This is a genomic window from Paraburkholderia sartisoli (genome assembly GCF_900107685.1).
Lineage (GTDB): Bacteria > Pseudomonadota > Gammaproteobacteria > Burkholderiales > Burkholderiaceae > Paraburkholderia > Paraburkholderia sartisoli.
Genome location: NZ_FNRQ01000005.1, coordinates 375,948 through 388,166, shown reverse-complemented (window position 1 = coordinate 388,166; position 12,219 = coordinate 375,948). Strand labels below are relative to the sequence as shown.

Here is a 12,219-nt window from a genome sequence, read left to right as displayed (position 1 = left end):
ATAAGTAAAAGTGAAAGTCACCGTCCCGCGCTCGCGCGGAACGCGTTGAAGCGCGAGCGCAGCGAGGCGCCCGTCAGATACACCGGTGCAATCGTTTCGATGCTAGCAGGCTCGATGTCGAGCTCGGGCGCAAGCGGCCCGCTCAGCACGCTGTCCACCTTCATCGAATCGAGATTGTCGCGCGTTATCACGGGCTCGCCAGGCGCCATTTCGAACGTCATCGCCTGAAGCCGCGCCAGCGCGTCCGGCAAGCGGATGATGCGCGCGTGACGCCCGATCACGTCGCCGCAGAATTTCACCAGCGCCTCCAGCGTGTACACGGTCGGCCCGCCAAGCTCGTACGTGCGGCCCGTGGCGGCATCGAGGTCGAGTACGTTCGCCATCGCCTTCGCAACGTCGCCGACAAACACGGGTTGAAACTTCGCGTCGGGCATCGCAAGCGGAATCATCGGGAAAACGCGCTGCAGGAACGCGAACTTGTTCAGAAACGCATCCTCGGGGCCGAACACGACGGATGGCCGGAACACCGTGGTCGCCAGCGTCGACTGGCGCACGGCCTTCTCGCCGTCGCCCTTCGAGCGCAGATACATGCTCGGCCCCTTTGGGTCGGCGCCGATCGCGCTCACGTGGATCAGGCGATGCACGCCCTTGCCTTCGCAGGCAGTGACGATTTTCGCGGGCAGTTCGACGTGCGCTTTCGCGAACGCTTCGCCATACGGATTCGCGCGGCTCGCGTGCAGGACGCCCACGAGGTTGATCACGGCGTCGGCGTTTTCAACGAAACTGGCAAGCTGCACCGGGTCGAACACGTCGACTTCGAGCACATCGACGGGCAACAGCGTGAGATGGCGGGCATGATTTCGCCGGCGGGTGGCGATGCGCACGTCCTTGCCGAGCTCGACAAGCGCGTTGACGAGGTGACTGCCGATGAATCCGGAACCGCCGATGATCGCGATGGCTTGATGGCGCATTTTCGACTCCCTGGGTGGAAGCCGCGGCAACGGCTGGTGAGGCGGCCGCCGCGCGGCGAAGCGCGGCGGCGTGGCGCGGGCGTTTTATGGTGCGATGTAGCCCAGACGCACTTTCAGCGATTGCGGACGGCCTTCGAACAGTGCCGCATAGTAGACCGTGTTGGACAGCACATTCTTCACGTAGTCGCGCGTTTCCTGGAACGGGATCGTCTCAGCGAAAATCGCGCCTTCGACGCCCCTCGGCAGATTCTGCTTCCACGCGCGCGGACGCCCCGGGCCGGCGTTGTAACCGGCCGTGGCCAGCACGGCAGACCCGTCGAACTGATTGTAGATCATCGACAGATAGTTGGTGCCGAGCAGGATGTTCGTGTCGATGTCGTTCATCTGCGCGCGCGAAATCGTGCCAAGCCCGATCTTCTTCGCGACCAGTTGCGCGGTGCCCGGCATCAACTGCATCAGGCCGCTCGCGCCGACTTCGGAGCGCGCATTCATGATGAAACGCGATTCCTGGCGGATCAGCCCGTACGCCCATTCGACGTCGAGCCCCGTGGATTGCGCATCGCGCTCGACGATATCGCGGAACGGCGACAGGTACCGCAACGAAAAATCGTGCTCTGTCTTCGTGCGGTCAGCGGTGTTCACCGCGCGGTCGTACAGCTGGATGCGCCTCGCGTATTCCGCGGCCGCGATGAGCTGGCGGTCGGTCATCGAGCGCAGCGGCCAGTTCCATTCGCGATTGCCTTCAAGGCGCAGGTTCAGCGCGTAGAAACGTTGCGCGAGCGCGAAGCCCGGCGTTTTGCCAGCCTCCTCGACTTCGGCGTCGGTCACGGTGGTTTTCGGTGGCACGGTGATCTTCTGGCCGAGCTCTTCGGCCGCGAGCTGGCCGTAGAAGTTATAGCCCGCCGCGATCTGCTCGAATTCCTGGTTCGCCGCGACCGTGTCGCCGCCCTGCTTCACCGCACGCGCGTGCCAGTAGATCCACGCAGGTTGCGCGCGCAGCGCAGGCGGCATCTGCTCGATCGACCAGCGCACCATCGTCCAGTCGCCGGCGAGCAGCGCCATGCGTGTGCGCCATTCGTATGCGGGGTTCGAAAGCGTGGCGTTCGCCGAGAGCCGGTACCAGTCGACCGCGGCCGGCATCTGCTTCGCCGCCGCCTGGTAGGCGATCGTGCCCCAGCCGATCGCGCGCTCGGGCGTGGTGAGCGACGGCGCCACCGAGGCAAACGTCGCAGCCGCCATCGCCGGATCGTTGCGCGCCATGCGCGTGATCGCGAGCAGCGCCAGCTGGTGCGACTGCGGATCCGGCCCGACGCCGCGTGCAAGCAGCAGCGGCGGCGTGCTGGCCGCCTGGTCGAACAGCGCCGGATCGGGACGCTGGTTGCCAAGCGCGTCGACGAGCCTCGCGCCCGTGTTCGTGTAGTTCTGCTCGTACGCGAGACGGATCTGCTGCCACACGTCGTCGGTCGAGAACTGCTGGTTGATCGCAAGCGCGGTGATCAGGTCGACGCAGCCGTCGCCATACTGCTTCGGATCGGTGAGCAGCGCGCGGGCCGCATCGGCGACGTTTTCGCCGCGCGCCGCGCGCGACTCGAGCGCGTAGCACTTCACCTGCGTGTCGTCGTTCAGCACGAAACGCGGGTACTGCTGGTCGAAGTTGCGCCAGTCGTGACGCGCGCCGAGCACGAGGAGATAGTCGTTGCGCAGGCGGTCGGCAATCGCCTGGCCGTCGTACTTCTGCAGGAACGACAGCACGGGCGCGTCCGGCGCGTCGATGCGCGCGTGGCCGGACGTATCGAAGAGCTGCGGCTTCAGCGTGAAGTACTCGAGATACGACGGCGCGGGATAGTCGGGAATCATGCTCGCCAGTTGCGCGGCGCGCGGCGCATCGTTATTGCGCGCTGCTTCGCGAAGCTGGATGAAGGTCTGATCGTCCGGCGTGAGCTGGGTGAACGTGACTGGACGAACTGCGGAGGCCGTGCCGCACGCGACGAGTGCCGCGGCAGCCAGCGCAGAACCGACCGCGCGATATACTCGAAAGAGGCGTTTGGACATCGTTATTTCTGGAGCGGAAATTGAAGCCAAGCATAGCACGCAACCCTCACGCGAAATCGAAAAAGGAACTGCGCGCAACACTGCTCAGAGCCCGTCTCGACGCGGCTCGCGAGCCCGCGCACGCACTCGCGTTAAAGCACCAGGTGCTCCGGACACTGGAACGATATGCGCCTGCATGCGTGGGGTTCTACTGGCCGCTCGCGGGTGAATTCGACGCACGCGAAGCCATCGCCGAATGGCTCGCCGCCGATGCAAAACGCGAGGCCGGCCTGCCGGTGATTCACAGCGTCGGCACGCCGCTCGCATTTCACGCGTGGACGCCGGACATGGCGATGAAAACGGGCCATCACCGTATTCCCGAGCCGGAGTCGGGCCGTGACGTCACGCCCGACCTGCTGCTGATTCCCTGTGTGGGTTTCGACGAAGACGCGTTCCGGCTTGGCTACGGCGGCGGCTATTACGACCGCACGCTGGCAGCATGGCCGGGCGCGGGCACGGGTGCTGCGCGGCCGGTGACGGTCGGCGTCGCGTACGAAGCCTGCCGCACGGACGCGATCCCGCGCGAGGCGCACGACATCCCGCTCGACGCGGTCATCACGGAACGCACCCGCTATCCCGAGCACACCACCGCGGACTGATCGCCGCGCGTCAAAGCGAAGCCGCCGCGCGCGCCGCCGTGTCGTAGAGGCCCGACGCGTTGCGCAGCAACTGCGCCGCCTCGCCGATCTGCTCATTCGTCAGGCCGCTTTCCTTCAGCGTCGAGATCAGGCAGCTTTCGCGCACTTCGCGATAGTGGAGACACAACGCGCGGCCGGCTTCGGTTGCCTCGAAAAACACTTCCTTGCCGGTCTTTTCGCTTTTTACATACCCTCTGGTTATGAGCTTCTTCAGTGCATAGGTCGCGACGTGGGTGTCCTCGATGTTCAGCACGAAGCAGATGTCGGCGAGTTTCTTGCGGCGCTCGCGATGGCTCACGTGGTGCAGCAGCGAGACTTCGATGGCGGTCATGTCCTTGTCGCCCGCCGCCGACATGCAGCGCACCATCCAGCGGTTGAACGCGTTGCCCGCCATGATCAGTGCGTATTCCAGCTCGGAGAGCTCCGCGCTCGATTCGGAAACGAGGTGCTCCGAGGAGACGATCTTGGTGGGATGACGCGACATGAGGCAATCTCGGCGCACGTTGGGAAGGTGCAGGAAGTGTACGACGCCCATCCGGAAAAGTGAGCCTGGCACAAACGCTTATTGATAAATTGTAGATAAATTATTGAGAATGTACGCTGCTCAACATGCCGCGCGCCCTCGCGAACCAGTCGAACGACCGGGTCGCGGCGCGCGTGCAGGGGCGGGCACCCGAATCGAACCAGGTCATCCATGAACCAGCCACGCATCTATCCGTTGGGCGATAACGCACTTGTCTGCGAATCCGCGCCGCCGGCCACGCTCGCCTGCCAGCAGCGTGTCTGGGCGGCCGCGCAGGCCGCGCGCACCTGGCCGCACGTACTCGAAGTCGTGCCGGGGATGAACAACCTGACGCTCGTCATCAACCCGCTCGACGCCGACCGCGACGCCCTCGCCGACCTGCTGCGGAGCGCCTGGGACAGCGCGGCAGACGCGGCGTCCACGGCCCGCGAAGTCGAAATTCCGGTGACGTACGGCGGCAAGGCAGGCCCGGATCTGGGCGCCGTCGCGAAGCACACGGGGTTGTCGGTGGATGAAGTCGTGAAGCGTCACGTGGCGGGCGAATACGTCGTGTTCTTTCTCGGCTTCCAGCCGGGTTTCGCCTATATGGGCGGTCTCGACGAGAAGCTGCACACGCCGCGCCGCGCCGAGCCGCGGCTCGAGGTGCCGGCCGGCACGGTCGGCATCGGCGGCGCGCAAACCGGGATTTATCCCGCCGCGTCGCCGGGCGGCTGGCAGCTGATCGGCCGCACCGCGCTGCCGCTCTTCGATCCGTCACAAACGCCGCCCACGCTGCTGCAACCGGGCGACCGCGTGCGTTTCACCATCGCGGGGATCGACGCATGATCGAAGTCGTCCGCGCAGGTCTTTTGACCACCATTCAGGATCTCGGCCGCCACGGCTACCGGCATCTCGGCGTCGCGATGGGCGGCGCGCTCGACCGCCTGTCGCTTGAAGTCGGCAACCGGCTCGTCGGCAACCGGCCCGATGCGGCCGGCCTCGAAATCACGTTCGGCCCGACCGTGCTGCGCTTTTCGCGCGCGACGCGCGTGGCGATCACCGGCACGGAGTTCGGCGCGACGCTCGACGGCAAGCCGGTCTGGTCGTGGTGGAGCCTGCCGGTGCAGGCCGGCCAGGCACTCACGCTCAACGCGGCGAGGCGCGGCATGCGCGGCTACGTCGCCGTGGCCGGCGGCATCGATGTCCTGCCGATGCTCGGCTCGCGCAGCACCGATCTGGCCGGTGGCTTCGGCGGACTCGGCGGACGCGCGCTGCGTGACGGCGACCGTCTGCCCATCGGCGTGCCGGCCGCGCGCCCCGGCTCGTGGTTCAGCCCCGAAGCGCCGGAATTCGGCGTGAAGGCGCCCGCCTGGTGCAAGTTCGTGCTGGTCGACGAACCCGTGCGGCGCGGACGTCATCCGTCGAACGTACCGTGGGCCGTGCCGATCCGCGTGCTGCCCGGGCCGGAATACGAGAGCTTCACAACCGCTGCGCACGGCGCGTTCTGGGACGACGAATGGCTCGTCACGCCGAACAGCAACCGGATGGGCTACCGCCTCTCCGGCACGGCGCTCGAACGGCGGCAAAAGGCGGACCTGCTCTCGCACGCGGTGCTGCCTGGCACGATCCAGGTGCCGCCGAACGGCCAGCCGATCATCCTGATGGGCGACGCGCAGACCACGGGCGGCTATCCGAAGATCGGCGCCGTGATCCAGGCCGACCTGTGGAAGCTCGCGCAGGTGCGCCTGAACGGCGCGATCCGCTTTCTGCCCACGACACCCGAAGAAGCGCGCCGCGCACTGCTCGAAGAACGCACGTATCTGCGGCAGATCGATGCCGCGATCGCCATGCATGAAGAACGCTGCGCGCGCCAGCCGGCGCTGGCGGCGTTGCACGACAAGTAGGAGAGAACCATGGAAATCGACCTGAACGCCGACCTCGGCGAAGGCTGCAACACCGACGAAGCGCTGCTCGATCTCGTCAGCTCGGCCAACATCGCGTGCGGCTGGCACGCGGGCGGCGCCACCGCGATGCGCGACTGCGTGCGCTGGGCGGTGAGCAAGGGCGTGTCGATCGGCGCGCATCCGAGCTTCAACGATCCCGAGAACTTCGGTCGCAAGGAGATGGACCTGCCGGCCGGCGACATCTACGCGGGCGTGCTGTACCAGCTGGGCGCGCTCTCGGCGATCGCGCAGGCGGAAGGCGGGCGCATCGCACACGTGAAGCCGCACGGCGCGCTCTACAACCAGGCCGCGCGCGATCCGAAAATCGCCGATGCCATCGCTTCCGCCGTGCATGACTTCGATCCTTCCGTCGCCGTGTTCGCGCTCGCGAACAGCGGGTTCGTGACCGCGGTGCGCGAGGCGGGATTGACCGCCATCGAGGAAGTATTCGCCGACCGCGGCTATCGCGCCGACGGCTCGCTCGTGCCGCGCTCGCAGCCGGGCGCGCTGCTCGACGACGAGGAGATCGTGCTCGAACGCACGCTCGCGATGGTGCGCGACCAGCGCGTGCAGGCCGTCGACGGCCAGTGGGTGCCGCTCAACGCACAGACGATCTGTCTGCACGGCGACGGTCCGCACGCGCTGGCGTTCGCGCGGCGCATCCGCGCGGCACTCGCGGATGCCGGCATCGACGTCCAGGCGGCGAGCGGCGCGCGAGTCTGACGCCCGCCAACGAAACCCACCGACGCCCCGCCTTTCGCGGGGCGTTTGCCAGATACCGTTGAAACAGCAGTCGCAGCACCAGTAATACCGCAATACCCGCAAGCCAGCAGCAACGACGCAGTCGACGCGGCCATCAAGAGCCGCGCAGGGCCGGACGGCGCACGGCACGCCCGCACGCCGCCCGTTATGAGCCGCCACCCGCGGCATCCGGGTTCATTCACACAAAACGAACCCAGTTTGGAGATCCAGATGCAGACTACAGTCAGTTTATGGCCGCTCATTGGCGTGGCCGTCATCATCATCGGCTTTGTGTTGCGCTTCAATCCGATGCTGATCGTGGCAGCCGCCGCGATTGCCACCGGGCTCGCCGCGCATTTCCCGCCGGAGAAAATTCTCGCGGCCATCGGTAGCGGTTTCATCAAGACCCGCAACATTCCGCTCATCATCCTGCTGCCGCTCGCGGTGATCGGGCTGCTCGAACGGCACGGCCTGCGCGAACGCGCGCAGATCTGGATCGGCGGCATCAAGGCAGCGACCGCCGGGCGTCTGCTGATCGTCTATCTGCTGGTGCGCGAGCTGACCGCCGCGGTCGGCCTGACCGGGCTCGGCGGACATCCGCAGATGGTGCGCCCGCTCCTCGCGCCGATGGCCGAAGGCGCCACCGAAACCCGCTTCGGCAAGCTGAGCGACGCGGTCCGCTATCGTCTGCGCGCATATTCGGCGGCGACGGACAACGTCGGCCTCTTCTTCGGCGAAGACATCTTCGTCGCGTTCGGCGCGATCGTGCTGATGGTGACGTTCCTGAAGGAAGCGGGCATCGTCGTCGAACCGATGCACGTGGCGGTGTGGGGCATTCCGACCGCGATCTCCGCGTTCATCGTGCATGGCTTCCGGCTGTGGCTGCTCGATCGCAGGCTCGAGCGTGAACTGAGCGGCAGCACGCCGGCAGGCGCGGGCGAGGTAACCACGCCGCACTCGCAGACGGCTTCGGGAGACAACGCATGATCACCATCGACTATCTGTTCTGGCTGCTCGGCGTCGTGCTGCTGATCGTCGGCGGCATGATCATGTCGGACCGGGAACATCCGCGCCGTTTTCTCGCGGGCGGCTTCTGGATCCTCTATGCGCTGATCTTCCTCATCGGCGATCGCCTGCCGGCCGACGTGGTCGGCGTGCTGGTGATCGCGATGGCGCTGATCGCGGGCTTTGGCGGCGTCACCGCGGGGAAGCCGAAAGTGCTGTCGGAAGAAACACGGCTCGCCAGCGCGCGGCGCCTCGGCAACAAGCTCTTCATCCCGGCGCTGACGATTCCCGTCGTCACCGTGATCGTGACGCTCACCGCGAAGTATTTCATCGTCGGCGGCATGCCGCTCGTCGAGCTGAAGAACGTCACGCTGATCGGCTTCGGCATCGGTTGCGTGATCGCGCTCGCCGTCGCGTGCGTGATGACGCGCGACACCGTCGGGCAGTCGATGAAGGAAACGCGCCGCCTCGTCGACGCGCTGTCGTGGGCCGCCGTCCTGCCGCAGATGCTGGGCATGCTGGGCCTCGTGTTCTCGGACGCGGGCGTCGGCAAGGCGGTCGCGCACCTGACGATCGCGTACGTGAACCTCGACTACCGGCTCGTCGCGGTGGCCGTGTACTGCGTCGGCATGGCGCTCTTCACGATGGTGATGGGCAACGGGTTCGCCGCGTTCCCGGTCATGACGGGTGGCGTCGGCGTGCCGATCCTGGTCGGCGTGTTCCACGGCAATCCGGCTGTGATGGTCGCGATCGGGATGTTCTCGGGCTACTGCGGCACGCTGATGACGCCGATGGCGGCGAACTTCAACATCGTGCCGGCGGCGCTCCTGGAACTGCCGGACAAGAACGCGGTGATCAGGGTGCAGATTCCGACCGCGCTGGTGTTGCTGGCCGTGAACATCTTCCTGCTGAACACCCTGATGTTTCTTTGACGCCTGTTGTGTACGCCTGTTCGCCGCGTCACGTTCGACGCGACGGACAGGCGGGCAGACGCCCGCGTTGCCGCTCAGTTCGCGTCGACGATGAACCCGCGCTGGCGCAGCAACGCCAGCACGCCTTTGCGCCCGCCCAGATGCAGCGCGCCGATCGCGACGAATACCGGCTTGTTCGGCGCGGCGATCGCCACCATCCGCGCGGCGAAGCGCCGGTTGCGGTCGTAGAGGATCTTGTTGTCGATCGACGCCGACAGGCGCGGGTCGCGCGCCAGCTTCTCCGACTTCGCGGTATTCCATGCGGCGATTGCGTCCGCGTCGCCCACGCGCCAGAGCCGGTGCAACATGCGCACGTCGGCGACGTTTTCCTCGGGCGTCTGCACGAGATCCTGCGCGAGCATTTCGCGCTGCTGCGCGAGCGTGAGCCCGGTGAACGCGCGCATCTGCCCGGACAGCGTTTCCAGCCCAACGATCTTGCCGCGCGTCTTCAGATAGACGTTCTGCAGTTGCGCCTCGGTGCCATATTCGGTCTGCAGGCCGGCGCTCAGCGAATCGTAGGTTTCGACCAGCAGCGCCGCGAGCCACGGACGCATTTTCTTGATCTCATCGAGCGCGGCCGGATTGTCGCGCAGACGCAGCGCAAGCCGGTGCCACAGCGGATCCGGCAACAGGCGCGGCAGACATTCGCGCGAACACACGCCGAACTTCGAGACGTCGTCCTGCGACACGAGCAGGTCGTCGGGTGACAGTTCGAGCGCGAGCGTCGGTGAAGCGGCGAGCGCGGCAAGGATCGGCTTGCGAAACGGCTGGTCCGGCGGATAGTCGATGGGGTCGCCGACGTGCAGCGTGCCGAGCACGTAAATCGTCGTGCTGCCGCGCGTCGCGACATAGAACGGCATGCGCGCGGGCTGCATGCGCACCGCGCCGCTCGCGGAGTTGTTCGACGGCGGCGGCGGATTAAAACCCGGCAGGGTCGCACGCGGCAGAGGCGGAGGTGAAACCGGCGCCCTCGATTGCACCGGCGTATTCGCCGATGGCCCGACGGCGTGTGCTACCGGCGACACTGCTGCGATACTCACGCACAGAAGCACGGATGCCAGCGCGGCGATCCGTCCGGGCACGCCGGACGGCCGCTGGCCATGCTGCATCAAAACGCGTGCGGCGGCGACAGGTGAGAGCCGACGCAACGGCCAGCGCAACGCGCCGCGCAGCGCACCGACGCAGCCCAAAGCGCAGCCGCAAGCGCACGCAGCGATTGACGTAACAAGAAGCGCGAAGACGGCGCGCAGGCCGCCCTCACGCAGGCGACGCGCAGCACGACGCGCCGCCAACGGATCAGGCATCCGCCTCCCCTACCTCCTCGGCACGGTGACACGATACCTGACGGCCATCCACTTCACGCAGTTTCGGCTCTTCGGTCCGGCACCGGTCGATCGCGTACGGGCAGCGCTGATGGAACGTGCAGCCCGACGGCGGATTGAGCGGCGACGGCATCTCGCCCTGCAGCTTGATCTGGATGCGCCGGTCGGCTTCGAAGATCGACGGCGTCGCGGACATCAACGCCCGCGTATACGGGTGCCGCGGCTTGCTGAAAATCGTCTTCTTGTCGCCGAGTTCGGCGACGCCGCCGAAGTACATCACCATCACGTCATCCGCGATGTGCTCGACCACCGACAGGTTGTGCGAGATGAACACATAGCTCGTCTTGAACTCTTCCTGGAGGTCCATGAAGAGGTTCAGGATCTGCGCCTGGATCGACACGTCGAGCGCGGAGACCGGCTCGTCGGCCACGACGATCTGCGGATCGAGAATCATCGCGCGCGCGATCGCGACACGCTGACGCTGGCCGCCCGAGAACATATGCGGATAGCGCTTCGCGTGCTCGGGGCGCAGGCCGACCGTGCGCATCATCTGCGCGATGCGGTCGGCGCGCTCGCTCGCGGAGAGCGGCGTGTTGATCGCAAGCGGCTCGCCGAGCGTCTGCTCGACCGTCTTGCGCGGATTCAGCGACGCAAACGGGTTCTGGAACACCATCTGCACGCGCCGCCGCAACGCCGCGATTTTCGTGTGATCCGCGCCCGCGACATCTTCACCATCGATCAAAAGACGCCCGGACGTGGGCGCCTCGATCATCGTGAGCTGGCGCGCGAGCGTCGACTTGCCGCAGCCGGATTCGCCGACCACGGCGAGCGTGCGGCCGCGCTCCAGCGAAAACGACACGCCGTTGAGCGCCTTCACCGTGCCCTGGCCAAACATGCCGCGCTTGACCGCATAGTGACGCGCGAGCTGGTCGGCGATCAGCACCTTGTCGCCGGCGGGGCGCGCCGGCGGCGTGTGGCGCGTTTCGGGTACTGCATTCATCGTGCGCCTCCGCGAGTGTGAATGTTGGCGTCGCCGGTCAGGTTCAGCGGCTTGATGCAGCGCACCTGCGCCGTTTCGCCATGCGAGGGCAGCGGCGCGAGCGCCGGGCGCGCCTTCATGCAGTCGTCGACCACATACTTGCAGCGCGGCGCGAACAGACACCCGCGCGGCCGGTCGTCGCGTCCCGGCACCATGCCGGGCAACGCGGCGAGCCGCACCGCGCCGACGTTGTGCTCGGGAATCGCCGCCAGCAACGCCTCCGTGTACGGATGATGCGGCGCGGCGAAGATATCGGGCACCTTGTTGGTCTCGATGATCTCGCCCGCGTACATCACGGCGACGCGCTGCGCGACTTCCGACACCACGGCGAGATCGTGCGAAATCAGCACGAGCGCCATGCCGCGCTCCTTCTGCAGCTTCACGAGCAGTTCCATGATCTGCGCCTGGATCGTGACGTCGAGCGCGGTGGTCGGCTCGTCGGCGATCAGCAGTTTCGGGTTGCACGCCACCGCCATCGCGATCATCACGCGCTGGTTCATGCCGCCCGACATCTGGTGCGGAAACGACGTGATGCGGTTCTTCGCGTCCGGAATGCCGACCTGGTCGAGCAGTTCCAGCGCGCGCCGGTGCAACGCGTCGCCGCGCAGGCCTTCGTGCAGCTTCAGCACTTCCTTGATCTGATAGCCGACGGTGTAGCTCGGGTTCAGGCTCGTCAGCGCGTCCTGAAAGACCATCGCGATGTCCTTGCCGATGATCTTCCGGCGAGCACCCGCCGATGCCTTCAGCAGGTTCGTGCCGTTGAAGGTGATCTCGTCGGCGGTCACTTTGCCCGGCGCGTCGATGAGGCCCATCAGCGCCATCATCGTCACGCTTTTACCCGAACCCGATTCGCCGACGACACCCACCACCTCGCCGGGTTTCACGTCGAGGTTGATCCGGTCGACAGCGGGCGCGCCGCTGAAGTTCACCGCGAGATTGCGGATGGTCAAAAGGTTACTGTCAGTGCGCGCACGGCCGCCCGAAGCGTGCTGAACG

General features: G+C 66.5%; 12 protein-coding genes. 6 read left to right on the top strand and 6 right to left on the bottom strand.

Annotation, left to right across the window (positions count from 1 at the left end):
* Positions 1-17 precede the first annotated feature (17 nt).
* Positions 18-971, bottom strand: coding sequence for a complex I NDUFA9 subunit family protein (locus BLV45_RS17625; RefSeq protein ID WP_090535224.1), 954 nt, complete (start codon positions 969-971; stop codon positions 18-20).
* Positions 972-1,055: 84 nt separating this feature from the next.
* Positions 1,056-3,023, bottom strand: coding sequence for a lytic transglycosylase domain-containing protein (locus BLV45_RS17620; RefSeq protein ID WP_090535223.1), 1,968 nt, complete (start codon positions 3,021-3,023; stop codon positions 1,056-1,058).
* 20 nt (positions 3,024-3,043) lie between these two features.
* On the opposite strand from BLV45_RS17620, the gene BLV45_RS17615 reads away from it, so the two are divergent.
* A complete protein-coding gene (locus BLV45_RS17615) occupies positions 3,044-3,661 on the top strand; it encodes a 5-formyltetrahydrofolate cyclo-ligase (protein ID WP_090535222.1) in 618 nt (205 codons plus the stop codon).
* Positions 3,662-3,671: 10 nt separating this feature from the next.
* On the opposite strand, the gene BLV45_RS17610 is transcribed toward BLV45_RS17615, so the two are convergent.
* Entirely contained in the window at positions 3,672-4,184 is a 513-nt protein-coding gene (locus BLV45_RS17610; RefSeq protein WP_090535221.1) for a winged helix DNA-binding protein, read from the bottom strand.
* A gap of 210 nt (positions 4,185-4,394) precedes the next feature.
* Between BLV45_RS17610 and pxpB the strand changes: the two genes are divergently transcribed.
* The 5 genes from pxpB (at position 4,395) to BLV45_RS17585 (ending at position 8,823) form a co-directional block, all read left to right on the top strand.
* Positions 4,395-5,048: a 5-oxoprolinase subunit PxpB gene (gene pxpB / locus BLV45_RS17605; protein ID WP_090535220.1), complete on the top strand. Its 654-nt coding sequence runs from the start codon at positions 4,395-4,397 to the stop codon at positions 5,046-5,048.
* Positions 5,045-6,106 carry a 5-oxoprolinase subunit C family protein gene (locus BLV45_RS17600; protein ID WP_090535219.1) on the top strand — a complete coding sequence of 354 codons (1,062 nt, stop codon included), beginning with the start codon at positions 5,045-5,047 and terminating at the stop codon, positions 6,104-6,106. The genes pxpB and BLV45_RS17600 overlap by 4 nt, the downstream gene beginning before the upstream one ends.
* 9 nt (positions 6,107-6,115) lie before the next feature.
* Positions 6,116-6,868, top strand: a complete 753-nt coding sequence (gene pxpA / locus BLV45_RS17595; protein ID WP_090535218.1) for a 5-oxoprolinase subunit PxpA — start codon at positions 6,116-6,118, stop codon at positions 6,866-6,868.
* Positions 6,869-7,117: 249 nt separating this feature from the next.
* Positions 7,118-7,873, top strand: a complete 756-nt coding sequence (locus BLV45_RS17590; protein ID WP_090535311.1) for a DUF969 domain-containing protein — start codon at positions 7,118-7,120, stop codon at positions 7,871-7,873.
* A complete protein-coding gene (locus tag BLV45_RS17585) occupies positions 7,870-8,823 on the top strand; it encodes a DUF979 domain-containing protein (protein ID WP_090535217.1) in 954 nt (317 codons plus the stop codon). Before BLV45_RS17590 ends, BLV45_RS17585 begins: the two co-directional genes overlap by 4 nt.
* A gap of 74 nt (positions 8,824-8,897) precedes the next feature.
* On the opposite strand, the gene BLV45_RS17580 is transcribed toward BLV45_RS17585, so the two are convergent.
* Genes BLV45_RS17580 through BLV45_RS17570 form a run of 3 tightly spaced genes read right to left on the bottom strand, consistent with a single transcriptional unit; the run spans position 8,898 to position 12,173 of the window.
* Positions 8,898-10,166 (bottom strand): TraB/GumN family protein, encoded by a 1,269-nt coding sequence (locus BLV45_RS17580; RefSeq protein WP_245753350.1) that lies wholly within the window; start codon positions 10,164-10,166, stop codon positions 8,898-8,900.
* On the bottom strand, positions 10,159-11,184 hold the full coding sequence (locus BLV45_RS17575) for a peptide ABC transporter ATP-binding protein (RefSeq protein WP_090535216.1): 1,026 nt from the start codon (positions 11,182-11,184) through the stop codon (positions 10,159-10,161). Before BLV45_RS17575 ends, BLV45_RS17580 begins: the two co-directional genes overlap by 8 nt.
* A complete protein-coding gene (locus BLV45_RS17570; protein WP_090535215.1) occupies positions 11,181-12,173 on the bottom strand; it encodes an ABC transporter ATP-binding protein in 993 nt (330 codons plus the stop codon). The genes BLV45_RS17575 and BLV45_RS17570 overlap by 4 nt, the downstream gene beginning before the upstream one ends.
* Positions 12,174-12,219: the final 46 nt, after the last annotated feature.

Coding starts and splice junctions, on each gene's coding strand:
- BLV45_RS17625 (WP_090535224.1), bottom strand. CDS start 971: ATGCGCCATCAAGCCATCGCGATCATCGGCGGTTCCGGATTCATCGGC.
- BLV45_RS17620 (WP_090535223.1), bottom strand. CDS start 3,023: ATGTCCAAACGCCTCTTTCGAGTATATCGCGCGGTCGGTTCTGCGCTG.
- BLV45_RS17610 (WP_090535221.1), bottom strand. CDS start 4,184: ATGTCGCGTCATCCCACCAAGATCGTCTCCTCGGAGCACCTCGTTTCC.
- pxpB (WP_090535220.1), top strand. CDS start 4,395: ATGAACCAGCCACGCATCTATCCGTTGGGCGATAACGCACTTGTCTGC.
- BLV45_RS17600 (WP_090535219.1), top strand. CDS start 5,045: ATGATCGAAGTCGTCCGCGCAGGTCTTTTGACCACCATTCAGGATCTC.
- pxpA (WP_090535218.1), top strand. CDS start 6,116: ATGGAAATCGACCTGAACGCCGACCTCGGCGAAGGCTGCAACACCGAC.
- BLV45_RS17590 (WP_090535311.1), top strand. CDS start 7,118: ATGCAGACTACAGTCAGTTTATGGCCGCTCATTGGCGTGGCCGTCATC.
- BLV45_RS17585 (WP_090535217.1), top strand. CDS start 7,870: ATGATCACCATCGACTATCTGTTCTGGCTGCTCGGCGTCGTGCTGCTG.
- BLV45_RS17580 (WP_245753350.1), bottom strand. CDS start 10,166: ATGCCTGATCCGTTGGCGGCGCGTCGTGCTGCGCGTCGCCTGCGTGAG.
- BLV45_RS17575 (WP_090535216.1), bottom strand. CDS start 11,184: ATGAATGCAGTACCCGAAACGCGCCACACGCCGCCGGCGCGCCCCGCC.